Origin of the sequence: Paraburkholderia sartisoli, assembly GCF_900107685.1 — a bacterium.
GTDB lineage: Bacteria > Pseudomonadota > Gammaproteobacteria > Burkholderiales > Burkholderiaceae > Paraburkholderia > Paraburkholderia sartisoli.
In genome coordinates this window covers 856,343-881,858 of record NZ_FNRQ01000001.1, presented here as the reverse complement: position 1 = coordinate 881,858, position 25,516 = coordinate 856,343, and the positions used below count along the sequence as shown (strand labels likewise).

The window sequence follows — 25,516 nt, the reverse complement described above, 5'->3', positions numbered from 1 at the left end:
TGTAAAGCACAAAAGCCGCTTCGGCTGGTTTCGAAGCGGCTTTTTTTCGTCCGGCGCGCGATCTGCAGCGCCGGGGGCAAACCGTGCGGCGCCACACGCGTCAATCCGTGAGCGAAACCCCTGCCCGCTTTCGCACGCGGCCCACCGAACCGGCTGCCTGCAGGTCGCGCATGAAATTGTCGCGCCACACGGAGACGTTGTTCTCCCGCAGTTGCGCCATCATCTCCCGATAGCGCGACTGACGCTCGGCCAGCGGCATCGCGAGCGCGGTGGCCAGCGCCTCGGCCATGCCGTCGATATCGACCGGATTCACGATCAGCGCGCCGTTCAGCTCCTGCGCCGCGCCCGCGAAACGCGAGAGCACCAGCACGCCTGGATCGTCCGGGTCCTGCGCCGACACATACTCTTTCGCGACGAGGTTCATGCCGTCGCGCAGCGGCGTCACGTAGCCCACGTGCGACGCGCGAAAGAGCGCCGCCAGCACCTGGCGCTCGTATTGCCGGTGGATATAGCGGATCGGCGTCCAGTCCAGTTCGGCGAAACGTCCGTTGATGCGGCCCGATTCGCCTTCCAGCTGCAGACGGATGTCCTGGTACGCGTGCATGTCGGCGCGCGTCGGCGGCGCGATCTGCACGAACGACACCTTGTTGCGCTGCGCCGGCGACTGTTCCAGCAGACGCTCGAACGCGCGGAAACGCTCGACGAGTCCCTTCGAATAATCGAGCCGGTCGACGCTCATGATCAGCTTGCGCGCGTGCAACGTCGCGCGCATCGTGCGCACCGGCTTGCCGCTCTCGCCGGCTTTGGCCAGTTCCGCGATCTCATCCGGATACACGCCGATCGGATAGGCCGCCGCCTGCAGCGTGCGGCCGAATGCGTGAACCGTCGTCGGACGGCCGTTTGCGGGTGCGTCGGTCGTGCCGTTCGCCTCATGCACGATGTAATCGCAAAACGAACGCAGGTCGGGTTCCGTCTGGAAGCCGAGCAGATCGAACGAGCACAGCGACTCGACGAGTTCGCGATGCGGCGGCACCGCGAGCAGCACCTGCGAAGCGGGAAACGGAATGTGCAGGAAAAAGCCGATGCGGTTCTTCACGCCGGCGGCACGCAGCGCCTTCGCGAACGGGATCAGGTGATAGTCGTGGACCCAGATGACGTCGTCCGGGCGCAGCAGCGGCACGAGTTGCCGCGCGAGCCACGTGTTGACGCGGCAATAGCCTTCGAAATCGTGCCGGTCGTACTGCACGAGATCCGCGCGATAGTGGAACGCCGGCCACAGCGTCGCATTCGAAAAGCCGCGGTAATACTGGTCGTAATCGCGCCGCACGAGGCCGATGGTCGCGAACGTCACGGGTCCCCGTTCCTCAACGCTGATCTGCGGCTGGCCGGACGACAGCACGTCGCCGCTCCAGCCGAACCACATGCCGCCGGTTTCCTTCAACGCGTCATAGACGCCGACTGCCAGCCCGCCTGCCGCGGGGCCGCCTTCCGAGATCGGCGCGACCCGGTTCGATACGATGATCAGTCGACTCATGAAGCGCAATTCTCACGCTGAAAAAAACAGTCACTGCGACGAACGTGCCGCATGAACGTCACGCCTTGCCGGCGGCCGCGACAACCGCGGCGAGCCAGTCGATCAGCGCGTCAACCGAGTCGAGCCGCGTTCTGGCGACCGAATCGCCGCCGCCGACCTTGATCGACACGCCGCCAAGCTCGTTGACGACGACGAAGCCTTTCTCGTCGGTCAGGTCGTCGCCAGCAAACACGGGCTTGCGGCCGGTGAACGGCGGCTCGCCGAGAAAGGCACGCAGCGCGCGGCCCTTGTCGACGTCCTTCGGCTTGATTTCGTAGACCATCTTGCCGGGCTGGAGCACGTACGCATCGGGATATTCCGCGACGAGCCGCCTCGTGGCCTCGCGAGCGGCGGCTTCACGCTCGGGCGCATTGCGATAGTGCAGCGCGACCGCGGCGCCCTTGATCTCCAGCAGCATGCCGGGATTCGTGCGGACGACCCCGGCGAGTTCCTGCTCCATGCGCAGCAGCCGGTCGTCGTTAAAACCCGTGCGTTGCGTGTCGCCGTTCGCGTCGCGCCGCTCGGCGCCGTGCAGCCCGGCGATTGGCATGTCAGGCAGGCCGAGAAACGAATCGATGCTGTCGATGCTGCGCCCCGAAACGATCGCGACCGCGCCGTTCGTGAGACGCTGCAGCGCGCCCAGCAATTCGATGACCCGGGGTTGCACCAGTACGCCGTCGGGCGTCGGCGCCAGCTCGACGAGCGTGCCGTCGAAGTCGAAGAAAAAAGCCGTCTCGCTCGGAGACAGAACAGCCGGAAGTGCTCGCATCGTGTTGTCTTGCCTTTCAGCCGTTTGCAGCCGGAAAAGTGTGCGCATCTTACCGCGCATCCACCCATTTTTCGAGAAAGTAAGGCTCGCGGGTTGACGGGCCGCACGTCAGCGCCCGCCTGTCAAACCGATTTCGTTCAAAAACAGAACAATCGAGTTTCATGCAGCTTTCAGGCGCATGTGGCATTTTGCCCCGATCGCCTTGTGCGGACAGGCACACGGGAGCATTGTCCGACGAATTGCGATACAGTCGCAGGCACCGCGCGCTGCCCAGGACGCGGCGGTTATATCGGAAACTGCAACAGTACACCTTCCCTCTGTATTGCCTGATCGAGCCATCGAGATCCCATTTGTTCCCATCCGTCCCATCCAGCCGCCAGACACAGCGTCCGCATGACCCGTCGCGCGTGGCCGCAAGCCAACCGCGCGCGAAGCGTATCGCGTCGCGTGGCTGGCTTCTGCTGCTTGCCGCCGCGTTCGCCACGCTAGCCGCCGGTACGCTCACGGGCTGCTCGCACGACAGCACGCCGTGGCAATTGACGAACGTGACCGGTCACCTGCCCGATCTGCAATTCTCCCTGACCGGGGACGACGGCAAGCCCGTCACCGGCGACACCTTCAAGGGCCGCGTGGCGCTCGTCTATTTTGGTTATACGCACTGTCCGGATGTCTGTCCCGAAACGATGGGCCGGCTGATGCAGGTGATCGACCGGCTCGGCCCGGACGCGCAGCAGGTGCGCATCCTGTTCGTGACCGTCGACCCCGCCCGCGACTCGGCACAGGCGCTGCACGATTACGTCGGCGCGTTCGACGCGAAGCACGCCTACGGACTGACTGGCAGCGACGCCGAAATCGAGGGGCTTGCAAAGCGCTATCGCGTCGCGTACCAGATGGAAAAGCGCGACCCGAAGGGCAATTACGAAGTCACGCACAGTTCCGCTGTCTACGTGTTCGACAAGGCGGGCCACGCGCGCCTGCTTGCCACCGATCACGATTCGCCCGACGCCATTGCGCACGATCTGCGCCGTATCATTGACACTCGTTCCTGACCCAGGCCAACCATGACGACCAAGACCTCCATTTCGACCACGCTGGCTGCGATCTTCGCGGCCACCACGCTTCTCGCCGCCACTGCCCACGCGGCCGGCGCACAAGCCATTACCACGCAGAACGCGTGGGTTCGCTGGCTGCCGAACAACCTGCCCGCCGGCGGTTACGTGACGCTCGTGAATGCAAGCGACAAGCCCATCGATCTCGTCGATGTTTCGAGCGACGACTATGGCAGCGCGATGCTGCACCAGACCGTCTCGAACGGCTCGACGCAAAAGATGGTGATGGTGGACAAGCTCACCGTACCGGCGCACGGCGAGGCGAAGATCGCACCCGGCGGCTATCACGTGATGCTCGAAGAGCCGAAGCACAAGATCGCGCCGGGCGACACGGTGCATCTGAAGCTGACGTTCTCCGACGGCGAGACGCTGAACACGCCGTTCGCCGTCAAGTCGCCCTCGCAGACGAAGTAACGCCGCGCGATGAACCTGCTTGTCTGGCTCGAACCCTGGGAGTTTTCGCCGACGGTCGTCGTCGCGGTTGTCGTGACGGCCGTGCTGTTTGCCCGCGGCGTGAGCAAGGCGAAGGTGTCGATCGCGCGACAGCTGTCGTTCTGGTTCGGGCTGATCGCGCTGTACGTCGCGCTGCATACGCGGCTCGACTATTTCTTCGAGCATGAATTTTTCATGCATCGCGCGCAGCATCTCGTGCTGCATCATCTCGGGCCGTTCTTCATCGCGCTGTCGTATCCGGGCGCGGCGATCCGCGCGGGCATTCCGTTTTCGTGGCGCCAACGGTTCGTGCGGCCCGTCCTGCAGACGCGTGCCATGCGCGCGACGCTCGCCGTGGTCATGCATCCGGTCGTCGCGGTCGTGCTGTTCGTCGGGCTGATCTATTTCTGGCTGCTCTCGTCCGTGCATTTCGTCGCGATGCTCGACTGGCGGCTTTATCGCGTGATGAACTGGAGCATGGTGATCGACGGCCTGCTGTTCTGGTGGCTCGTTCTCGATTCGCGCCCGGCGCCGCCGGCGCGGCTTGCACCCGGCCGGCGCGTGCTTGTCGTGATCGCGGCGATTCCGCCGCAAATCCTGCTGGGCGCGTTCATCTTCTTCTCGTCACACGAACTGTATCCGGTGTATTCGATCTGCGGACGCGCGTTCACGTGGCTCAGCCCGATGCGCGACCAGCAGATCGGCGGCCTGCTTATCTGGATTCCCGGTTCGATGATGAGCGTGATCGGCGCGCTCATCGCCCTGCGTCACTGGATGCGGCTCTCAGGCCGCGCGCGGCTGCGCGACGGGCGTGCGGCGCCGGCAAAGGTAGCGGGCGCGGCGAATTCGCGCCCATCGGCCGCCGGCCAGCCCTGAGACGGCGCGATTCGCGACGCGCCTGGCTCAGGTTGAGCGCGTCCTGCCCAGACGAATCGCATTTTGCTCAGGCGGAGCGCATCCAGATGTGCGGGATGCCGTCCTCTTCGTGGACGTCTGAAATCGCCTCGAAGCCGAACGCGCCGTAAAACGGCTGCAGATGCGCCTGCGCATGCAGACGGATCGGCGTGGTCGGCCATTGCGTGGCGATATGTTCGAGCGCGCGTTCGAGCATTTTCGTGCCCAGCCCCTGGCCGCGAAAATCCGCGGTGGTCAGCACGCGGCCGATACGGATATCGGTTTCGCTTTCGTCCGGCAGGAGCACGCGGAGGTAACCGGCGAGCTTCGCGCGCGGCGCGCCCGGACCGTACGCAAGGAGATGCCAGGCCCCGGTGTCGAGGCCGTCGATGTCCCCATACAGGCAATTCTGCTCGACGACGAAGACCGCGCTACGCGCGGCCAGCATGTCGTAGACCTCGGCGGGGGTCAGGTCATCGAAGGCTTTCCAGCGCCATTCGATCATCGGTTGCGGCAAAGGCTGATCCATATCAATCTGCTTCGAGGAGGCGCTTGCGCGCACATCAAAGCCGAATTATGCCGCGCCGCGCGCCTGAAGGCTAATGTGGCGTCGCCTTTGCGGGTGTCCCGTTGTCCGCCGATCGCTGGCCTGTTGCGAGGCGCGTCAGCGCGTCAACTTGCAGGCAAACTGCAGTAAATAAAAAAACACGGCAGAATCGTCGAAGACCTGAACGGTCCCTGATCGCCCGATTCCCTCAACAAGGAACAACATGAAATCGAAACTCATCGCCGCATTGATCGTGTCGTCGCTCGGATTCGCAGTCACGCAAGCGCAGGCGCAGGTGGCCGGCACGCAGCCGCTCGGCATCAGCGTGGAGGTCTCGCAGGCCATTCTGCAGGGCTGGAGCGTGCGCAAGTCGATCTTGAACAAACCGGTCTATAACGAAGAAGGACAGCGCGTCGGCGTGATTCACGACATCATCGTCGCACCGGATGCGTCGGTTTCGTTCGCGATCATCGCCGCCCAGCAGTTCCTTGGCGTGTCGCATCACGATGTGGCGATTCCGATCGAACAACTCGATTTCGTCGACGGCAAGCTGACGCTGCACGGCGCGACGAAAGCCGCGATCAAGGCGTTGCCGGCGTTCCAGTATGCGAAGGTGCGCGCCACGCCTGAACCGCGGACTGAATACAAGGAACATCACTGATGTTTCGAATGCGCGTGCGAAGCCAGCATGACACTTCGCGTCGTACTGCTTTGGATTGATCCGCGTCGAAGGAAGGAAGAGCGCGCGGAAAAAAGAAAAGCCCCGATTTTTCGGGGCTTTTCTTTTTCACTGCTGGAGGCGCGAGCCGGAGTCGAACCGGCCTAAACGGCTTTGCAGGCCGCTGCATAACCGCTTTGCTATCGCGCCGTAAGCGGACTGCCGAACCGTGAAAACGCGCTGCATTTTGACGATTCGCAGATTTGTGCGATGGCCAACCGGCCTTCCAAACAAAAAGGGAAGCACTGCTTCCCCTTGTGTATGGAGCGGGAGACGAGGCTCGAACTCGCGACCTCAACCTTGGCAAGGTTGCGCTCTACCAACTGAGCTACTCCCGCGTTGTACTTCACTGCCAGCAACGCGTTGCCACTTTCATTACTGCAAAACGCTGCTTCAAAATCTGGAGCGGGAGACGAGGCTCGAACTCGCGACCTCAACCTTGGCAAGGTTGCGCTCTACCAACTGAGCTACTCCCGCATTTTGCTGCCTTCCGCTGCAGAACCGCTTGCACCGGAGAGACGAGATTATGTACAAGGCGCTGAAACGTGTCAACCCCTTTCCAACGGGAGATTGCACGCGAATTAAACGATCCCGCCTCGCTCACGAATCTGCGGCCATGCAAGCTTCATGTAGTACAGCATCGACCAGATGGTCAGCACGGCGGCGAGATAGATCAGCCAGCAGCCCCATATACGCGTATCGATAGAAAACCCCGCGACAAGCGGCACCGGCTCCCACAACAGCAGCATCGGGATGGCGACCATCTGGCACGCGGTCTTGAACTTGCCGAGCGAATTCACCGCGACGCTTTTCGACGCACCGATCTGCGCCATCCACTCGCGCAGCGCGGAAATCGCGATCTCGCGGCCGACAATCACGAGCGCGATCGCCGCGTCGAGCCGTGCAAGCTGAACGAGCACGAGGAGCGCGGCGGTCACCATCAGCTTGTCGGCCACCGGATCGAGAAACGCGCCGAACGCCGACGTCTGGTTCCATTTACGTGCGAGATAGCCGTCGAACCAGTCGGTCAGCGCCGCCAGGATGAAGATCACCGCGGCCGCGAGATTGCGGTGCGCGAGGCTCATCATCGAGTCGTTCAGATAGAAGACGCCCACGACGAGCGGGATCAGGACGATCCGCAGCCACGTCAGGAAAATCGGAAAATTAAACGGCATGGGCGGGGGCCACGTCAGACAAGGGAGATGCAATTGTGCCGTGTCGCCGGACATGCCACAAGCAAAGGGGCGCGCGGCGCGCCCGCTTCGGTCCGTCGCCACGCGGTTTCGCGGCGCGGGTATCCGCCGCGGGATCAGTGCAACTGGCGGTAAATCTGCTCGGCAAGCGCCTGCGAAATGCCCTCGACGCTCGCCAGATCGTCGACGCTCGCCGCCACCACGCCACGCAGCCCGCCAAACCGCGCGAGCAGCCGCTGACGACGTTTCGCGCCCACGCCCTCGAGTTCCTCGAGCCGCGACGTCTGCCGCGTCTTGCCGCGTTTCGCGCGCATGCCGGTGATCGCGAACCGGTGCGCTTCGTCGCGGATCTGCGCGACGAGCATCAGCGCGGCGCTTTCCTTGCCGAGTTCGAGCGGCGGGCGGCCGCCCACGAAGATCAGCGTCTCGAGGCCCACCTTGCGCCCTTCGCCTTTCGCGACGCCAACCAGCATGTCGGTGTCGAGCCCGAGTTCCGTAAACACCTGGCGCGCGATTTCGACCTGGCCCTTGCCGCCGTCGATCAGCACGATCGTCGGCAGCGTGCCACCCGCGGCGACGGGTTCGGCGGCATCGGGCGTGACGGCTGGACCGGTGGCGTTTTCAGATTGCAGCGTGGCTGCTTCATCGGCGGCGTTCTGCGCGGCCTGTGCGACCATCTTCTCGTAGCGGCGCGTCAGGACTTGACGCATCGCGGCGTAATCGTCACCGGGCGTGATGCCGGTGATGTTGTAGCGCCGGTACTCGCCCGACTGCATCTTGTGATGGTGATACACGACGCACGACGCCTGCGTGGCCTCGCCCATCGTGTGACTGATGTCGAAGCATTCGATGCGCAGATGCGCGAGGTCTTCGCATTCGAGACCCAGCGTGTCGGCGAGCGCACGCGTGCGCGCCTGTTGCGAGCCCTGCTCCGAAAGCAGCCGCGCAAGCGCGAGCCGCGCATTCTGCACGGCCATCGCGAGCCAGACACGCTTCTGGCCCTGCGGTTGTCGCAGCAGCGTGACCTTGTGGCCCGCCTGTTCGTTCAGGAGACCGATCAGCTCGCGATTGGCAGGCGCGTGGCTCACGACGAGCACCGGCGGAATCCGGTTGCCGAGATAGTGCTGCGCGATAAACGCGTCGAGCACCTCGCCTTCGATGCCCTGGCCGCGTGGCGTGTCGCCTGCGTCCGTATCTGTATCGGCTTCGGTATCCGTTTCGGCGGGAAGTGCCTGCGCCATGACGAGTGCATCCGATACATCCAGCGCATCGGCTTCGATCGCAACAGCCGGCGCGGTCAACGCCGCGTCGGCGCTTTCCGCGACGAGGCCGCCTTCGGCAGCCGTCAGCGCGGCTTCGACATGCGTCGGGAAATACGCCTTGTCGCCGAGATGGCGCCCGCCGCGCACCATCGCGAGATTCACGCACACGCGCCCGCCCAGCGCGACGACCGCCAGAATATCGACGTCGCTCTCGCTGCCGGTTTCGATCGCCTGCTGATGCAGCACGGTCGAGAGCGAGCTCATCTGGTTACGCACCGCCGCCGCCTGTTCGAACTTCAGATCGACGGCGAACGCATGCATCTTCTGTTCGAGTTCCTGCATCACTTCTTTCTGCTGGCCGAGCAGGAAGCGCGACGCGTTCGCGACGTCGCGCGTGTAGTCGTCCTCGCTGATCGCGTTGACGCACGGCGCGGTGCAGCGCTGGATCTGATGCAGCAGACAGGGCCGCGTCCGGTTGTTGAACACGGAGTCCTCGCAGGTGCGCAACTGGAACACACGCTGCAGGATCTGGATGCTCTCGCGCACCGCCCACGCACTCGGGAACGGTCCGAAGTACTGGTTTTTCTTGTCGACCGCGCCGCGGTAATACGCCATGCGCGGAAACTTGTGGCCCGTCAGCTTCAGGAACGGATAGGACTTGTCGTCGCGAAACAGGATGTTGTAGCGCGGGGCAAGCGCCTTGATCAGATTGTTTTCGAGCAGCAGCGCTTCCGCTTCCGAACGCGTGACCGTCGTCTCGATGCGCGCGATGCGCGTCACCATCATCGCGATGCGCGGCGACAGCAGCGTCTTCGTGAAGTAACTCGACACGCGCTTCTTGAGGTCGCGCGCCTTGCCGACATACAGCACCGCGCCATGCGCGTCGTAATAGCGGTAGACGCCCGGCAGGTGCGGCAGTTGGGCCAGTATTTTTTTGGGCTCGAATGCGTCGGAATCGGTCATGCAGGATCAGGCTGGGCGCCGCGCGCAGGCACGCGGAATCGGGGGCAAGTGCTTTAGAATCGCCAGTTTAGAACATTCCGCGTGCGTCCGAACAACGTCCGCCGGCCGCCATGTCCGCTCCACTCGTCTCCAGTCCCCCTCCGCCCGCCGGTATCGCGTGCGATATCTTCTGCACGGTCATCGATAATTTCGGCGACATCGGCGTCTGCTGGCGCCTTGCGCGGCAACTCGCAGGGGAACACGGCTGGCAGGTGCGCGTGTTCGTCGACGACCTCCATGCGTTCCAGAAGCTTTGCCCTTCGCTCGTCGCGGGGCGCGCGCGCCAGTCCATCGAAGGCATCGCGATCGTGTACTGGCACGCGCCGTCGCACGCTGGCGACACGCTCGAAATCGCGGATGTCGTCATCGAGGCGTTCGGCTGCGAACTGCCGCCCGAGTATGTCGCGGCGATGGCCGGGCGTGAGCGCGCGCCGGTCTGGCTGAACCTCGAATATCTGAGCGCGGAAGACTGGGTCGCCGACTTCCATCTGCGCCCATCGCCGCATCCGCGCCATGCGCTCACGAAGACGTTCTTTTTCCCGGGGTTAGGCCCGGGAACGGGCGGCGTCCTGAAAGAACGCGGGCTCGACGCGGCCCGCATCGCGTTCCAATCTTCAGACTCCGCGCGCGCCGCATGGTGGCAGCAGGCGACGGGCGCACCGCCTCCGGCGCCGGAAGCGACGGTCGTCTCGCTCTTCACCTACGAAAACCCGGCCGCCGACAGCCTCCTCGAACAATGGCGCGACAACCCGGGCGAAATCGTCCTGCTCGTGCCCGAGGGCCGCATTTCGGGCGCGGTCGCGCGTTTTTTCGGGCTGCCGTCGTTCATGGCGGGCACGCACGCGCGGCGTGGGCGCCTCATCGCCCACGCGCTCGCCTTCACCGACCAGCGCGGCTACGACGCGTTGCTGTGGGCGAGTGACGTCAACTTCGTGCGCGGCGAAGATTCGTTCGTGCGCGCGCAATGGGCGGAAAAACCGTTCATCTGGCACATTTATCCGCAAGCCGACGACGCCCATCTGTCGAAGCTCGACGCCGCCCTCGCCCACTATGCCGGCCCGCTGCCGGACGCGCCCCGCGAAGCGCTCACCCGCTTCTGGCACGCATGGAACGGCGCGGGCACGCCGGACTGGGCGGAATTCCAGCGTCACCGGGCAGCCTTCGCAGCCCGCGCCGCCGGATGGGCACACGAACTTGCGGGCGTCGGCGATCTCGCGGGAAATCTGGCCGGATTTGCAAAAAGTCAGTTAAAATAAGCGGTTATCCAACGGCCAACGACTCAAGCGCGGCCCGATTACGGCGACGCGCCAGGCCTGAAACCGGCGCTTTTCCAGATCGGCGCCATTCGCATGCGCCTGAATGGGTAACCCCGGAACATGCACCGGGGTAAGCGCGCCGGGCACCGAACGCGTTTGCGTCGTATGCCGTTGAGCACAAAGTTGAAGCTACTTATTTCGTACAGGACAGTTTTATGAAGATCGCACAGGAACTCCGCACCGGTAACGTCGTGATGATCGGCGCAGACGCGATGGTCGTGCAGAAGGCCGAATACAACAAATCGGGCCGCAACTCCGCCGTCGTGAAGATGAAGTTCAAGAACCTGCTGACGGGCGCAGGCATGGAATCGGTCTACAAGGCCGACGACAAGTTCGACGTCGTGCTGCTCGAGCGCAAGGAAGTGACGTACTCGTACTTCGCCGACCCGATGTACGTGTTCATGGACGCCGACTACAACCAGTTCGAAGTCGAAGCCGAAATGATGGGCGACGCGCTGCACTACCTCGAAGACGGCATGGCTTGCGAAGTCGTGTTCTACAACGAAAAGGCGATCTCGGTCGAACTGCCGACCACGCTGGTCCGCGAAATTCTGTACACGGAACCGGCCGTCAAGGGCGACACGTCGTCGGGCAAGGTTCTGAAGACGGCAAAGCTGAACACCGGCTTCGAACTGCAAGTGCCGCTTTTCTGCAGCATCGGCGACAAGATCGAAATCGATACCCGTACGCACGAGTACCGCAGCCGCGCCTGATTGAGTGCCGGATCTGCCCCGCCGCTTTTTTTCGAAGCGGCGAATCGCGAAAAGCGCCCCTCGGGGCGCTTTTTCTTTTTGGCACGACCGTGTATGGTTTAAGCAAACTTTACCGGCTCGACGCGAAAATTTTCCGGCGTCTACACAACCGGCACCTGCCCGAAGCAGGCAAATCGTTGATAAATCTGAATATTTCTCTTTGGCACGCTCTCTGCTTACGGAAGAAATAAGGCCTCAAGGCTTTCTTTTTTCCAAATGGAGGGGCGAGATGAACAACGACATCGCTGAAGGCAAATGGAAACAGATGATTGGCAAGGCGAAAACCGCCTGGGGCGAACTCACCGACGACGAGTTGACGAAAGCCGAAGGGCGTGTCGAAAAACTCACCGGCCTGATCCAGGAACGCTACGGCAAGACGCGCGACGAAGCGGCGCGCGAAGTGCGTCGCTTTTTCGATGCCCACCGCGGTGACGTCTGACGCCACCGACTGCACGGCACGCGCAGAGCCAGTAAAGTTTGCCCGATCCAGGGCCGTTGCCATCGCACCTGCCGACACGCGCGAGATGTCTGAACCAGACGCGTGCCGCCAGGGATTTCCGATCCATTGAAAAGTGCGTCCGCCATGCCACACGCCCTGATTGTCGAAGACGATCCCAATAGCCTGTCCGGCCTGTCCGCCATCCTGGCCGCCGACGGTTTCTCCGTCGACACCGCCACGACGCTCGCCGAAGCCCGAGCCGCGCTTGCGCGTTTTATCCCCGACGTCGTTCTCGTCGACCTGAACCTGCCGGACGGCAGCGGGCTCGACCTGCTCCAGCATCTGCCCGCGCAACCGCCCGGCGGCGCCCTGCCCGTCATCGTCATGACCGGCAACGCGACCGTCGAGAGCGCGATCGAGGGCTTGCGGCACGGCATCTGGGATTACCTGCTGAAGCCGGTCAACATTCCGCGTCTGCGCAGCCTGCTCGCGCGCATTCCCCGTCCTTACGAGCTGACCGAAGAGGTTCAGACGCTGCGCGCGGCGCTGCGTGAGATGGGCCGGTTCGGCTCGATGGTCGGCCGCAGCAGCGCGATCCAGCATGTCTACGACACGATCGAGCACACCGCGCCGACAGAAGCAGCCGTGCTGATCTCGGGCGAATCCGGCACGGGCAAGGAAGTGGCCGCGCGCACGCTGCACGAGATGAGCCGGCGTCGCAAAGGCCCGTTCGTCGTATTCGACTGCCGGACGGCCGCCGCGATAGAGGGCGACCGTCCACTCGACAGCCAGCTCTTCGGACACGAACGCGGCGCGTTCAGCGGCGCGGATCAACGCGAACCGGGCCTCTTCGAGCAGGCCAGCGGAGGCACGCTGTTCATCGATGAAATCTCCGAGTTGCCGCGGCCACAGCAGGAAGCGCTGCTGCGTGCACTCGATTCGCAGACGTTCGTGCGCGTGGGCGGCACGCACCAGCTCGTGACCGATTTCCGCCTGATCGCGTCGACCCGCAAGGTGCCGCGCGCGGCCGTTGCAGACGGCTCGCTGAACGAAGACCTGTGGCTACGCCTGGATGCCGCCGCGCTCAGTCTGCCGCCGCTGCGCGAACGCGGCGACGATGCGGCACTCTTCGCCGGGACGCTCGTCGACCAGCTCAATCACGAGACCCATGCCCGCGGCCTCACCGGGACGACAAAGCTGATTGCGCCGAACTTCATCCGCGAATGTCTCGCGTATGACTGGCCGGGCAACGTCCGCGAATTGCAGGATCGCGTGAAGCGCGCGTACGTCGCATCGGGCGACGTGCTCGAGTCATTGCACGTCGACGAAACCGGCGCATCCGGCACACGCGAACTCAACGGCAGTCGCGTGCAGGTGACCGTCGGCACGCCGCTCGCGGATGTCGAGGAAATGCTGATCCGCGCGACGCTCGATGCCGTGGGCGGTACACGACATCGAGCGGCGTCGCTGCTCGGCATCAGTCCGAAGACGCTTTACAACAAGCTGCAGCGGATGCGTCTGAACTAGCCCGTGGCCGCGCCGCGGTGAACGACAAAAAGCCCGCGCCAGTTCACCGTGAATGAACTGGCGCGGGCTTTTTGTCGCGCTTGTCGCGCGCGAACGTCGTCTCAGGGGAAGGTGTTGCGCAACAGTGTCTTCGCCTGCTGGTATTCGGGCTCGGCCATCAGCTTGCTCCACTTGAGCGCCTTGCCGCGCGGATGCATAGCCTTCAGCCGCCGGCGCGATTCCTTCGACGGCGTGAAGCGCAGCGCGTCCAGCACCTTTTCGGCTTCTTCGGGCTGGTTGCAGATCAAAACCATGTCGCAGCCCGCCTGCAGCGCAGACGTGGCGGCCTCGGTCAACGTGCCGCCCTGACGCGCGGCTTCCATCGAGAGATCGTCGCTGAAAATCGCGCCCTGAAAGCGCAGACGCCCGCGCAGGATGTCCTGCAGCCACACGCGCGAAAAGCCGGCCGGCTTTGCGTCGACCTGCGTGTAGATCACGTGTGCCGGCAACACCGACGCCAGCGACATCCCGAGCCAGTCGTAAGGCGCGACATCGTCCGCGAGGATCGCTTCGAGTGGACGATCGTCGGTCGGCATCGCGACGTGCGAGTCAGCCTCGGCATAACCGTGTCCCGGGAAGTGCTTGCCGCAGTTCGCCATGCCGGCCAGCGCGAGCCCGTGATTCAGGCTTTTCGCGAGCATCGTGACGACGCGTGGATCGCCATGAAACGCGCGATCGCCGATCACCTGCGACTGGCCGTAGTTCAGGTCGAGCACCGGCGTGAAGCTCATGTCGATGCCGCACGCGCGCAACTCCGACGCGAGCACGTACCCGACTGCCGTCGTGACCTTCGTCGCGTGGAGCACGTCCTTGTCCCACAGCACGCCGAGCTTGCCCATCGCGGGCAGCACCGTGAAGCCGTCGGTGCGAAAGCGCTGCACGCGGCCGCCTTCGTGATCGACGGCGATCAGCAGGTCGTCGCGCACTGCGCGGATCGAATCGGTGAGCGCATGCAGTTGCGCGCGGCTCTTGAAGTGCCGCGCGAACAGGATCACACCGCCGGTCATCGGGTGTGCGAGACGGCGCACATCATCGGCGGTCAGCTGTTGGCCGACCACATCGAGCATCACAGGTCCAGGAGCGTATTTCATCTGATTGGTGGCAACAGGTAGGAAGCGCGGCCTGACGCCGCGCTGGAAGATTTCAGGTTTCGGATGAGGTTCAGGAAGCAGCAGGACCGGCGACTTCGGCGATCACGAACGACACGGCATAGTCACGCTCGTCGCTGATCGTCACGCGCGCCGTGATGCCACGCGCGTCGAGCCACTCGGCCAGTTCGCCCGAGGCGACGATGATCGGCTTGCCGCTCGGCTCGTTGAGCGTCTGCAGCGCACGCCAGGTCATCGGCCAGCGCATGCCGAGACCGATCGCTTTCGAAAACGCTTCTTTCGCGGAGAAACGCGTCGCGAGGAACGCGAGACCGCGCGCCGCCGATCGCGCCTGGCGGGCGTGATAGATGCGCAACTCGTCCGCGCCGAGCACTTTTTCGGCGAAACGGCCGTTGGTGCGCTCCATGACCGCCGCCACGCGGCTTACCTGAACGATGTCGGTGCCAATGCCGTAGATCGTCATGCCGTGGTCGCCGTGCCGGTTATCGAAGGCATCACGCGCTGGCGCCGAGACGCGCGGCGACCATGATCGCCTTCATCTCACGCACTGCGTTGTCCCAGCCTGCGAAGATCGCATGCGCGACGATCGCGTGACCGATATTCAGTTCGACGATGCCCTCGATCGCCGCGATCTGCTGGACGTTCGTGTAATGCAGGCCGTGTCCCGCGTTGACCTTGATGCCGAGCGAGCGGCCGAACGCCACGCTGCGCACGACGCGCTCGTATTCGCGCTGCTGCTCGCCCGCGTCGTGCGCATCGGCGTAACGGCCCGTGTGAAGCTCGACGACCGGCGCGCCAGCTTCGTGCGCCGCACGGATCTGCGTTTCGTCCGGATCGATGAAAAGCGACACGCGCGAGCCCGCGTCCGCCAGTTGACGGCACGCTGCACGCACGGCCTCGAACTGGCCGGCGACATCGAGACCGCCTTCGGTCGTCAGTTCCGCGCGCTTTTCGGGCACGAGGCAGACGTCATGTGGTTTCACTTCGCACGCGATGTCGAGCATTTCCTGCGTGACGGCGCATTCCAGATTCATCCGCGTTTTCAGGAGCGGGCGCAGCGTGCGCACGTCGACGTCGACGATATGCCGGCGGTCCTCGCGCAGATGCAGCGTGATCGCATCGGCGCCCGCTTCCTCGGCGGCAAGCGCCGCGCGGATCGGGTCGGGATAGGACGTGCCGCGCGCGTTACGCAGCGTGGCGACGTGATCGATGTTCACACCGAGGTCGATCACGCCAGGAGACGTCAGAAAGAAGCTCATAGGTTCTGCAGGTCGATCAGGATCTGGCGCGTCGCGAGCGGCGTGCCGGCAAGGTAGGTATTGAGCAGGAAACGCATCAGCGTCCTGCTCTGCGAGATTGTCTGGGGACGATGGTAATCGTCCTGCTCCATGTCGAGCAACGTCTGGCCGGCAATCACCGGCCATTGCGCGGGAAGATCGTCGGACGCCTCACGCACGCCGCGCTCCGGATCGAACACATAGCGCCCGTCCGCCACGACCGCGCGGCGCGTGACGGTACGATCGAGCGCCATCGCGTAGCCGGTTTCCCGCAGCAGCACGCGCTCGAACGAACGCAGCACCTGCACGGGCGGCTCGTCATGCGCGAGACGCGTCATCGTGACGACGTAGTGATGGAACAACTGCGGATGCGGATCCTCGCGCGCGCAGAACTTGACGAGCAGCTCGTTCACGTAGAAGCCGCACAGGAGCGCATCGCCCGCGAGCGGCAGCATGCCGCCGACCCACTCCGCGCCCGTCAGCGTGCGCACTTCCGACTTGCCGGACCACGATAGCGCGAGCGGCTGAAACGTCTGCAGGACGCCGCGCAACGCCGAATGCGGGCGCTTCGCGCCCTTCGCGACGAGCGCAAGACGGCCGTGATCGCGCGATAGCACGTCGATGATCAGGCTGGTTTCGCGATACGGATAGCTATGGAGGACAAACGCGGGCTGTTCGGCGACCCGGTAATCGGACGCCGACGCACGCGAAGCAGGACGGCGCGCGGGCGCCTTGCGCGCCTCGCCTTCGCCGCCGCTTTTCGCGGAAGAGGATTTGCGGGCCCGGGAAGGCGCCGGCGCCGGCACGGCCGGTTCGCCGTCGTCGTCCGGGTCGGCGCCGGGTTGCAACGTTACCCAGGCGTCATTCGTACCCATAGGCGCGAAGTCCGGCTTCGTTGTCGGCCCAGCCGCTTTTCACCTTGATGAAGGTTTCGAGGTACACGGGGCCGTCGAACAGCTTTTCCATGTCGAGACGCGCTTCGGTGCTGATCTGCTTCAGCTTCGCGCCCTTCTGGCCGATGATCATCGCCTTGTGCGTGTCGCGCTCGACCATGATCGTCGCGAAAATACGGCGCAGGCGCCCTTCCGTCTCGAACTTGTCGATCAGCACGGTGCTCGTGTACGGCAGCTCGTCGCCCGTCCAGCGGAACACTTTTTCGCGCAGGATTTCCGCGGCGAGAAAACGCTCGCTGCGATCGGTCAGGTCGTCTTCGCCGTAGATCGGCGAGCCTTCCGGCAGGAACGGCTTCACCGTCGCCATCAGGCGCTTGATGTCGTCGGGGTTCTTCGCCGACAGCGGCACGATCTCGTTGAACTGGCGCAGCGCGCTCACCTGCTGCATGAAGGGATACAGACTGTCCTTGTCGGACACGCGGTCGAGCTTGTTCGCGATCAGGAGCGTGGGCACCGACGGCGGAATCAGGTCGAGCACCTTCTGGTCGTCCGGGCCGAAACGGCCGGCTTCGATCACGAACAGGATCGCGTCGACCGCGGTAAGCGTCGAGGTGACCGCGCGATTGAGCGAGCGGTTCAGCGCGCCACTGTGCTTCGTCTGAAAACCCGGCGTATCGACGAAGATGTACTGCGCGTCTTCGAGCGTGTGAATGCCGGTGATGCGGTGGCGCGTGGTCTGCGCCTTGCGCGACGTGATGCTGACTTTCTGGCCGACAAGCGCGTTCATCAGCGTCGATTTGCCGACGTTCGGGCGGCCGACGATCGCGACCATGCCGCAGCGAAAACCAGGGGGAGTGGGAGCGTTCATATTCGGGCTACTGCAGGTTCGGGTGGACGCGCGGCAGGGTACGACCCGTGCGGCGCGCTGGATGCATCAATGGCCGGCGTCGGCGGCGCGCGTTTGCACCGCGCCTGCTACACCGGGTTCGAGTTCGGCCTCGTCCGGTGCGCCGGCAGCGCCCGACGCCGGTTCGCGGCTGCGAAGCGTGAGCTTGTCGGTGACGGTGCGGCTGGCGTCGGCTTTGTCGGCTTTTTCGGCGGCTTTTTCGCTGCGATCGGCTTTTTCCTGCGACTGCGACTGCGCGTGCTCGCTGTATTCGACGTGAGCGGCGCGAATCACGGCAAGCGGCAGCGATGCTGGCACGCTCGCGGGTTCGTTCGCGGCGGGGGCGCCGTCTGCGACGGCCTGCGCCGCGCGTGCTTCGCCACGCCCCGACGACTTCCGATGGTCCGGCGCGCGCAAGTCCAGCGCGGTCTGCACGCCCGCGACGCCCGGCACGATCTCCGGCTCCGCGCGCTTCGCGCCCCGGGCGCCCTTCGAGCGCTTCGGTTTCGTGACCAGCGCGGGCGCGGCGGCCATGACCTCGTCGAGCGCCTTCTTGGCCGCTGCCTGCTCAGCCGCGCGACGGCTGGCGCCCGAGCCCGACACCTTCACGTCCAGCTTCGGCACCGTGCATTCGACTTCGAACTGTTGATTGTGCGCCGCACCATGCGTCGCGACGACCGTATAGGTCGGCAAGGCAATCTTGTGACCCTGCAGGTATTCCTGAAGCAACGTCTTGGCGTCTTTGCCGAGCGTGCGCGGATCGATGTGGTCGAGAATCGGCACGTACAGACGCTTGACGACGGTCTGCGCGGCGTCGAAACCGCCGTCGAGGAAAATCGCGCCCAGCACGGCTTCCAGCGTATCCGCGAGGATCGACGGACGGCGGAAACCCCCGCTACGCAGTTCGCCCTCGCCAAGACGCAACCCTTCGGAAATATTCAGGGCCTGAGCAATTTCATACAGCGACTGCTGCTTGACCAGATTGGCACGGACACGCGACAGATCGCCTTCGTCCAGCTTGCTGAAACGTTGGAACAATAGCGCGGCCACCGCGCAATTCAGAACGGAGTCGCCAAGAAACTCGAGCCGTTCATTATGCGTAGCACTGTGACTGCGGTGAGTTAAAGCCTGGCGCAACAATTCCGCATTGCGAAATTCGTAGCGCAAACGGCTTTCCAACGGAGATAGGGGCATGTGCAGAGTATAACGCGGGCGCCTGCCCCGGCGAAAACGCGGGACGGCCGACGAAAAAGCGTGGTGAAGCGACGTTACCGCACGTTCTTAAAGTAACGTGCCAACACGCCGCGCGTTGTGCGCGGCGTGCGATGCGGCTCGGTTGCCGCGCGATCAGTTGAAGGAACCGATGCGCTTGAGACTGCTGAAGTTCATCCAGACGAAGAACGCGCGACCGACGATGTTCTTGTCCGGCGCGAAACCCCAGTAGCGGCTGTCCGCACTGTTGTCGCGGTTGTCGCCCATCATGAAATAGTTGCCTGGCGGCACCGTGCAGATCACGCCCTGCGCGTTATACGTGCAGTTGTCGCGGTACGGATAATCTTCCGCGCCGACGATGAACGGCGGAACCGCCGGGTTGTTCAGGATCGCGTTCTTGCGTCCGCCGAGATCTTCCTCGAACTGCTTCGCGTAGCCAATGCGCTCTTCGTCGAAGTAATCCGGCAGCGCCGTTTCCGGCACCGGCTTGCCGTTGATCGTAAGCTTCTTGTCCTGATACGCGACGACGTCGCCCGGCAGGCCGATCACCCGTTTGATGTAGTCGACCGATTCGTCTTTCGGATAGCGGAACACGACGACGTCACCCCGTTCGAGCGGACGGCCCTGCGTGATCTTCGTGTTGATAATCGGCAGACGGATACCGTAGTCGTACTTGTTGACGAGGATGAAGTCGCCGACGAGCAGCGTAGGCACCATCGAACCCGACGGAATCTTGAACGGCTCGACGACGAACGAGCGTACGACGAACACGACGAGAATCACCGGGAAAAAGCTCGCCGAATATTCGAGCCACCAGGGCTGGCGCAGCTTTTCGTCACGCAGACGCGCACGCGTCTGCGGCGCGTTTTCATCCGCGAAACGCTCGCCGACGCGCGCCTGCTGCTGGTCGAACTCAGCGACCGCAGCCTCGGCGGCGCGGCGCCGTTGCGGGATGAAAACCAGTTTGTCTGCGACCCAGGCGATGCCCGTTACGATGACGAGCACAAAAAGAATCAGCGCAAAATTCATGGGGTTCCGTTTCTTCTCTTATTTGTCTTCGACACGCAGGATGGCGAGGAAAGCCTCTTGCGGGATTTCCACCGACCCGACCTGCTTCATCCGCTTCTTGCCTGCCTTCTGCTTTTCCAACAGCTTCTTCTTGCGCGAGATGTCGCCACCGTAGCACTTCGCCAGCACGTTCTTGCGCAGCGCCTTGATGTTCTCACGCGCGATGATGTTCGCACCGATCGTTGCCTGAATGGCCACGTCATACATCTGGCGCGGGATCAGCTCGCGCATCTTGGACGCGACTTCACGACCACGATACTGGCTCTGCGAACGGTGAACGATCACGGACAGCGCGTCAACCTTGTCGCCGTTGATCAGCATGTCGACCTTGACCACGTCCGCCGCGCGATATTCCTTGAACTCGTAGTCCATCGAAGCATAACCGCGCGACGTCGACTTCAACCGGTCGAAGAAGTCGAGCACGATCTCGCCCATCGGAATTTCGTACGTCAGCTGAACCTGGCGGCCGTGATACTGCATGTTGATCTGGTTGCCACGCTTGGTGGTGCAGAGCGTGATGACCGAACCGACGTATTCCTGCGGCATGTACAGGTTCACCGTGACGATCGGCTCGCGCACTTCCTCGATCCTCGACGGGTCCGGCATTTTCGCCGGATTCTCGACCATGATGACCGTGCCGTCGCGCTGCAGGACTTCGTACACCACCGTTGGCGCCGTGGTGATGAGGTCCATGTCGAACTCGCGCTCGAGCCGTTCCTGGACGATCTCCATGTGCAGCAGGCCAAGAAAGCCGCAGCGGAAACCAAAGCCCAGCGCCTGCGACACCTCCGGCTCGTACTGCAGCGAAGCGTCGTTCAGCTTCAGCTTTTCGAGCGATTCGCGCAACGCGTCGTACTGGTTCGCCTCGACCGGATAGAGGCCGGCAAACACCTGCGGCTTCACTTCCTTGAAGCCCGGCAGCGGTTCGGGCGCTGGACGGTTCACGAGCGTGACGGTGTCGCCCACCTTCGCGGCCGGCAATTCCTTGATGCCCGCGATGATGAAGCCCACCTGCCCCGCCGACAGCGACTCGAGGTTCTTCGACTTCGGCGTGAACACGCCGATGTGCTCGACCGGATACTGCGCGCCGGTCGCCATCATGCGAATGCGGTCCTTCGGGCGCAACGTGCCGTTCACGATGCGCACCAGCATCACCACGCCGACGTAGTTGTCGAACCAAGAATCGATGATCAGCGCCTGCAGCGGCGCTTCCGTGTCGCCCTTCGGCGGCGGCACTTTCGCGATCAGCGCTTCGAGCACGTCCTCGACGCCCAGACCGGTCTTCGCGCTGCAATGCGTGGCATCGGTGGCGTCAATGCCGATTACGTCTTCGATTTCCTCGATCGCGCCTTCCGGATTCGCCGCGGGCAGGTCGATCTTGTTCAGCACCGGCACGACCTCGACGCCGAGTTCGATTGCCGTGTAACAGTTCGCGACCGTTTGCGCCTCGACGCCCTGACTGGCGTCAACGACGAGCAGCGCGCCTTCACAGGCCGACAGCGAGCGGCTGACTTCATACGAGAAGTCGACGTGCCCCGGCGTGTCGATCATGTTGAGGTTGTACACCTTGCCATCGCGCGCGCGATAGGAGAGCGCAGCAGTCTGCGCCTTGATGGTGATGCCGCGCTCACGCTCGAGATCCATCGAGTCGAGCACCTGTGATTCCATTTCGCGGTCGGACAGACCGCCACACAGCTGGATGATGCGATCGGCGAGCGTCGACTTGCCATGGTCGATGTGCGCAATGATCGAGAAGTTACGAATATGATCCATTCAGTACCGATCAAGCAAAAAAGGCGCGCTCGGACGATTGCGGAGCACGCCTTGTAAGTAGGTGAAAAACCGGACTATTTTAGCCGAAAAGGCCTTCGCCCGGCGCTTTTTGCGGGACGGCCAGCCAATTGGCCAGGGCATGTGCATGCGCGTGCGGGGCTTCCAGGTCCCTTTCACTGCGCGGAACGGTCAGGGATGACACGCGCCATGAGCGCGGCTCGAACGCGCGCTTCGTCGAAGTGATAGTGACACAGTTCGACGCCATCGCAGACCAGAACCGGAACGCGCTCGCTGTAACAGGCTTCGAGCGTCGGGTCGGCATCGATGTCGATCACGTCGACATGCGCGCCGAACTCGGCCAGCAAAGGCTCGAGCGCTGCGTGCATGTCGTCGCACAGATGGCACCACGTGCGCCCGTAGAGCGTCAGTGGTGCCGCCATCGTCACTTCTGCGCGGGCGCCGAACGCGGACGGATCGGCACGAACTGCGTGTTGTCACCGCGGCGCACGAGCAGCGCCGTCATCTTTTGCGGATCGAGGTGCGACGTGATCTCCTCGAACTCCTTCGCGCTCGAGACGTCGGTATCGCCGACACGCAGGATGATGTCGCCCTTCTGCAACCCGACTCGGGCCGCCGGGCCTTCGACCGCATCGATCTGCACGCCTCCGCGCAGTTTCAATGTTTTCAGCTGATCGGCAGGAATATCACTGACCGCGAGACCCAGCGCGTTCGTGGCGCGCTGCTTCGGCGGCTGTGTTTTCTTCGTATCGGCTTTCGCGGCCTTGTCCGGCTGCATCTCCGCGATCGTGACCGGCAGGTCGCGCGTCTGGCCCTTGCGCCAGATCGTGATGGTTGCCTTCGTACCCGGCTTCATGTCACCGACCATCCGTGGCAGGTCCGTCGCGGTATCGACCGGATGGCCATTGAACTTCAGGATGATGTCGCCCGGCTGCACACCCGCCTTGTCCGCGGGGCCGCCCGGCTCGACGCTGCTCACCAGCGCGCCCTGCGCCCTCGGCAAGCCGAGCGAGTCGGCCACGTCTTTCGTCACCTCGCCGATCGCGACGGCGATGCGGCCGCGCGTCACCTTGCCGGTCGTCTTCAGCTGGTCAGCCACGCGCATCGCTTCGTCGATTGGAATCGCGAAAGAAATGCCCATGAAGCCGCCCGTACGGCTGTAAATCTGCGAGTTGATGCCGATCACCTCGCCCTGCATGTTGATGAGCGGACCACCCGAGTTGCCCGGATTCACCGCGACATCGGTCTGGATAAACGGCAAATAGTCGCCCGTATCACGGCCCTTCGCGCTCACGATGCCGGCGGTGACCGTGTTTTCGAGCCCGAACGGCGAACCGATCGCGACGACCCATTCGCCCACGCGCACCTTGTTCGAATCGCCAACCGTGACCGCCGGCAGGTTCGCGGCATTGATCTTCACAACGGCGACGTCCGTGCGATCGTCGACGCCGATGAGCTTCGCCTTGAACTCGCGCTTGTCGGTCAGCGTGACGTAGATCGTGTCCGCATCGTCGACGACGTGCGCGTTTGTCATCACGTAACCGTCAGCCGACAGAATGAAGCCCGAGCCGACCCCACTGTTCTGTTCAGTATCGCCACCGCTATTGTCGGGCGTGTCCTGCTGGCCCTGGCTACCGCTACCGCCGCCTCCGCGGGGTGACGAACCCGGCGAACCCGGCGATTGCGGCATCGGAATGCCGAAGAAGCGCCGGAAGAACTCCGACATGTCGCCATCGTCCATGCCCGGTGGCAGGCCTCGCGTCGAACCTGGTACACGCGCGGTCGTGCGGATGTTCACGACGGCGGGCCCGACCTTGTCGACGAGGTCGGTAAAGTCGGGAAGGCTGGCGGCAGGCGCCGCCAGCGCCGTGTGCGGCGCGAGCGGCAGACACACCGCCACCACCGCGGCTGCAAGGAAATTGCGCACCGAGAAGTTCGTCATAAGGTCTTGAGCCGGAGGATTACTTTGTAGCCTTGTATTCTATGGCAGACGCGAATTGCTGCAACGTGGCCTGGGGCACTTCCCCGAGCAGGGTAATCCAGAAATCGCCGTGGCGCTTCACGAGCACATGCGTGGCACCGCTACTGCCCGTCCCCTCCTTGCGCGTGTTCTTCTCGACAGGTTCGACGAAAATCGAAATGGCCGCGAGACCGTCCGAAAACACCGCCTGATCCACCGGAATGGTCGGGTCGCCAGCGTCGCGCGCGGCCATCGGGCGGCGCAACTCACGAATCTTGCGGAAACCCGGAACGGTCGGCGGCATCTGCCAGCCTTGCGCTTCCATGTTGACCGGTTCGATCGGCGGATGCACCACCGTCCACCCAGCCGTGTTGCGAATGCCGTTGACGATGGCCGTCTTGTCGACCGGCACGCCGATACGGATCTGCGAAAACGACAGCTGTTCGAGTACCTGACCGGCCGGATCAAGCGTCTGCGCACGCAGCAGCAGCCCCGTTTTCGTGTCGGCCCACAGTTTGTAGGCGTAGCGGTACGCGTCCTTCGGATCGAGCTCGATCACCTGGCTGTCGATTCCCGCCACGCGATCGGTGCCAAGCAGCTTTGGTTCGTAGACCGACAGCACCTGATCGCCCGGCGCGGACAGCAGCGCGGGGAACGAATCCTTGTTCTGGCGTTTCTCGACGACACACAGATGACGTTCGGGCACGAACGTATAGAGGTCGTCGTTATGGCGCAGCATCTTGCGCGGCTTGCCGTCGAGGCTTTCCAGCTGCTCGTATTCGCCGTCGTTACGCGTCGCGTAATGTGAAATGCGCGACGACTGCACGAATGAACCGCGCTGATAGACGAACGCACCCTCGTAATTCTGCTGCTGCGCAGCCTGATGGATCCGGTTGAGCCAGTCGGCCGCCGTGCGCTGGTCGGTCGCCGGATCCCGGGATTGCGCGAAAACGCGGGATGTCGTGGAAAGCAGTACGGCTGCACAGAACAGAAATGCCGGCAGCCGCCCCCAGTTTGTCGTTTTATTGAACCACGGAGTCTGCATCAACTATTGGTCCTGCGAGGTCACGGCAGCGGCAGCACGAATCAGCGGCATCGAGCCCGGAACGACCGGCTGCTGGGCGAACTGCTGATGGGCTTCCAGATACTGGTCGAGATTGGCGTCGCGGATGATGTTCACCTCCTGCACGGCCGGCCGCACGCTCGCGACCGGCACCGAGGCCATCGCCACACGCTGCATGGAATCGGGCGATACCGAAGCCATCTGCGCGCCACCGGACGTGGTTCCGGCACCTTGCAGTTGCGGAACGACGATCCACGTGAGTGTTGCCGCGGCGGCGGCCACTGCAAACGCTGGCAAAACCCGCCGGCGCAGCGCCAGCAAACGTTGCGCGACTGGCATCCCCGCCGGCGCGAGCACGTGCGCCTCCGATTCGAAGCGTGCCGCAAAGCCCGCCATGAACGCCCGACTGGCAGCCGGACTCGCGGCCAGATCGTCGGAACGCAATGCGTCGCCGATCAGGTGGTAATCCGCCCACACCGCGCGGTCTTCACGATTCAGATCCGCGATAAATTTGTTCAGATGCTCTTCGCCGGACAGCTCTCCGTCGACAAAAGCGGACAGACGCTCGCCTCGCGAGCTTGCTTGCGATTGCATCGAGACCGACCCCATGATGCTCCCCATCTTGCTGACACTCATAGTGACACCACCTAACCCAGATACTGCGTCCCTGCCCGTCCGGCTGGCC

Annotated in this window: 25 protein-coding genes and 3 tRNA genes; 8 read left to right on the top strand and 20 right to left on the bottom strand. The window is 63.7% G+C overall.

Going from position 1 to position 25,516, the window contains the following annotated elements:
- Positions 1–100: 100 nt before the first annotated feature.
- Positions 101–1,534, bottom strand: a complete 1,434-nt coding sequence (otsA, locus tag BLV45_RS04065) for an alpha,alpha-trehalose-phosphate synthase (UDP-forming) (protein WP_090529268.1) — start codon at positions 1,532–1,534, stop codon at positions 101–103.
- Positions 1,535–1,592: 58 nt separating this feature from the next.
- Positions 1,593–2,342, bottom strand: a complete 750-nt coding sequence (otsB, locus tag BLV45_RS04060; protein WP_090531075.1) for a trehalose-phosphatase — start codon at positions 2,340–2,342, stop codon at positions 1,593–1,595.
- A 407-nt stretch (positions 2,343–2,749) separates the two neighbouring features.
- Here otsB and BLV45_RS04055 point away from each other — a divergent pair, with 407 nt between their 5' ends.
- The 3 genes from BLV45_RS04055 to BLV45_RS04045 are packed head-to-tail and all read left to right on the top strand — an operon-like array spanning position 2,750 to position 4,759.
- On the top strand, positions 2,750–3,391 hold the full coding sequence (locus tag BLV45_RS04055) for an SCO family protein (protein ID WP_407670940.1): 642 nt from the start codon (positions 2,750–2,752) through the stop codon (positions 3,389–3,391).
- Positions 3,392–3,403: 12 nt separating this feature from the next.
- Positions 3,404–3,865, top strand: coding sequence for a copper chaperone PCu(A)C (locus BLV45_RS04050; RefSeq protein ID WP_090529265.1), 462 nt, complete (start codon positions 3,404–3,406; stop codon positions 3,863–3,865).
- 9 nt (positions 3,866–3,874) lie between these two features.
- Entirely contained in the window at positions 3,875–4,759 is an 885-nt protein-coding gene (locus BLV45_RS04045; RefSeq protein WP_090529261.1) for a cytochrome c oxidase assembly protein, read from the top strand.
- Positions 4,760–4,826: 67 nt separating this feature from the next.
- On the opposite strand, the gene BLV45_RS04040 is transcribed toward BLV45_RS04045, so the two are convergent.
- Entirely contained in the window at positions 4,827–5,306 is a 480-nt protein-coding gene (locus BLV45_RS04040) for a GNAT family N-acetyltransferase (protein ID WP_090529259.1), read from the bottom strand.
- 241 nt (positions 5,307–5,547) lie between these two features.
- Here BLV45_RS04040 and BLV45_RS04035 point away from each other — a divergent pair, with 241 nt between their 5' ends.
- Complete coding sequence (locus BLV45_RS04035; protein WP_090529256.1) at positions 5,548–5,985, top strand: PRC-barrel domain-containing protein; 438 nt, start codon at positions 5,548–5,550, stop codon at positions 5,983–5,985.
- Positions 5,986–6,118: 133 nt separating this feature from the next.
- On the opposite strand, the gene BLV45_RS04030 is transcribed toward BLV45_RS04035, so the two are convergent.
- The 5 genes from BLV45_RS04030 to uvrC form a co-directional block, all read right to left on the bottom strand.
- A tRNA-Cys gene (locus BLV45_RS04030) sits at positions 6,119–6,192 on the bottom strand.
- A 112-nt stretch (positions 6,193–6,304) separates the two neighbouring features.
- Positions 6,305–6,380, bottom strand: a tRNA-Gly gene (locus tag BLV45_RS04025).
- Positions 6,381–6,443: 63 nt separating this feature from the next.
- Positions 6,444–6,519: transfer RNA gene (locus tag BLV45_RS04020), tRNA-Gly, on the bottom strand.
- Positions 6,520–6,623: 104 nt separating this feature from the next.
- Positions 6,624–7,217, bottom strand: coding sequence for a CDP-diacylglycerol--glycerol-3-phosphate 3-phosphatidyltransferase (gene pgsA / locus BLV45_RS04015; RefSeq protein ID WP_090529253.1), 594 nt, complete (start codon positions 7,215–7,217; stop codon positions 6,624–6,626).
- Between the two features lie 134 nt (positions 7,218–7,351).
- On the bottom strand, positions 7,352–9,460 hold the full coding sequence (gene uvrC, locus BLV45_RS04010) for an excinuclease ABC subunit UvrC (RefSeq protein WP_090529251.1): 2,109 nt from the start codon (positions 9,458–9,460) through the stop codon (positions 7,352–7,354).
- 110 nt (positions 9,461–9,570) lie between these two features.
- Between uvrC and earP the strand changes: the two genes are divergently transcribed.
- From earP to BLV45_RS03990, 4 genes are all read left to right on the top strand, one after another.
- The gene (earP, locus tag BLV45_RS04005) at positions 9,571–10,755 is read left to right on the top strand and encodes an elongation factor P maturation arginine rhamnosyltransferase EarP (RefSeq protein ID WP_090529249.1); all 1,185 of its coding nucleotides are present in this window, start codon (positions 9,571–9,573) and stop codon (positions 10,753–10,755) included.
- A 215-nt stretch (positions 10,756–10,970) separates the two neighbouring features.
- Positions 10,971–11,528, top strand: a complete 558-nt coding sequence (efp, locus tag BLV45_RS04000) for an elongation factor P (protein WP_090529246.1) — start codon at positions 10,971–10,973, stop codon at positions 11,526–11,528.
- Positions 11,529–11,796: 268 nt separating this feature from the next.
- Positions 11,797–12,006, top strand: a complete 210-nt coding sequence (locus tag BLV45_RS03995) for a CsbD family protein (protein WP_090529243.1) — start codon at positions 11,797–11,799, stop codon at positions 12,004–12,006.
- Positions 12,007–12,150: 144 nt separating this feature from the next.
- Positions 12,151–13,533, top strand: a complete 1,383-nt coding sequence (locus tag BLV45_RS03990) for a sigma-54-dependent transcriptional regulator (protein WP_090529240.1) — start codon at positions 12,151–12,153, stop codon at positions 13,531–13,533.
- A gap of 101 nt (positions 13,534–13,634) precedes the next feature.
- Here the strand turns inward: BLV45_RS03990 and nagZ are convergent, their stop codons facing one another.
- The 12 genes from nagZ to BLV45_RS03930 form a co-directional block, all read right to left on the bottom strand.
- The gene (nagZ, locus tag BLV45_RS03985) at positions 13,635–14,663 is read right to left on the bottom strand and encodes a beta-N-acetylhexosaminidase (RefSeq protein WP_090529237.1); all 1,029 of its coding nucleotides are present in this window, start codon (positions 14,661–14,663) and stop codon (positions 13,635–13,637) included.
- Between the two features lie 70 nt (positions 14,664–14,733).
- Positions 14,734–15,144, bottom strand: a complete 411-nt coding sequence (gene acpS, locus BLV45_RS03980; RefSeq protein ID WP_090529233.1) for a holo-ACP synthase — start codon at positions 15,142–15,144, stop codon at positions 14,734–14,736.
- 31 nt (positions 15,145–15,175) lie between these two features.
- Positions 15,176–15,940 (bottom strand): pyridoxine 5'-phosphate synthase, encoded by a 765-nt coding sequence (pdxJ, locus tag BLV45_RS03975; RefSeq protein WP_090529228.1) that lies wholly within the window; start codon positions 15,938–15,940, stop codon positions 15,176–15,178.
- Positions 15,937–16,833, bottom strand: coding sequence for a DNA repair protein RecO (gene recO, locus BLV45_RS03970; RefSeq protein WP_090529225.1), 897 nt, complete (start codon positions 16,831–16,833; stop codon positions 15,937–15,939). The genes pdxJ and recO overlap by 4 nt, the downstream gene beginning before the upstream one ends.
- Positions 16,820–17,719: a GTPase Era gene (gene era, locus BLV45_RS03965; RefSeq protein WP_090529222.1), complete on the bottom strand. Its 900-nt coding sequence runs from the start codon at positions 17,717–17,719 to the stop codon at positions 16,820–16,822. Before era ends, recO begins: the two co-directional genes overlap by 14 nt.
- A gap of 66 nt (positions 17,720–17,785) precedes the next feature.
- The gene (gene rnc / locus BLV45_RS03960) at positions 17,786–18,931 is read right to left on the bottom strand and encodes a ribonuclease III (protein ID WP_090529219.1); all 1,146 of its coding nucleotides are present in this window, start codon (positions 18,929–18,931) and stop codon (positions 17,786–17,788) included.
- Positions 18,932–19,084: 153 nt separating this feature from the next.
- Positions 19,085–19,978, bottom strand: coding sequence for a signal peptidase I (gene lepB / locus BLV45_RS03955; RefSeq protein ID WP_090529216.1), 894 nt, complete (start codon positions 19,976–19,978; stop codon positions 19,085–19,087).
- 18 nt (positions 19,979–19,996) lie between these two features.
- A complete protein-coding gene (gene lepA, locus BLV45_RS03950) occupies positions 19,997–21,790 on the bottom strand; it encodes a translation elongation factor 4 (protein WP_090529213.1) in 1,794 nt (597 codons plus the stop codon).
- Between the two features lie 173 nt (positions 21,791–21,963).
- Complete coding sequence (locus tag BLV45_RS03945) at positions 21,964–22,236, bottom strand: glutaredoxin family protein (RefSeq protein ID WP_090529210.1); 273 nt, start codon at positions 22,234–22,236, stop codon at positions 21,964–21,966.
- Positions 22,233–23,750, bottom strand: a complete 1,518-nt coding sequence (locus tag BLV45_RS03940) for a DegQ family serine endoprotease (protein ID WP_090529207.1) — start codon at positions 23,748–23,750, stop codon at positions 22,233–22,235. The genes BLV45_RS03945 and BLV45_RS03940 overlap by 4 nt, the downstream gene beginning before the upstream one ends.
- 19 nt (positions 23,751–23,769) lie before the next feature.
- On the bottom strand, positions 23,770–24,813 hold the full coding sequence (locus BLV45_RS03935) for a MucB/RseB C-terminal domain-containing protein (RefSeq protein WP_090531069.1): 1,044 nt from the start codon (positions 24,811–24,813) through the stop codon (positions 23,770–23,772).
- Positions 24,814–24,816: 3 nt separating this feature from the next.
- Complete coding sequence (locus tag BLV45_RS03930) at positions 24,817–25,440, bottom strand: sigma-E factor negative regulatory protein (protein WP_090531066.1); 624 nt, start codon at positions 25,438–25,440, stop codon at positions 24,817–24,819.
- Between the last annotated feature and the right edge of the window lie 76 nt (positions 25,441–25,516).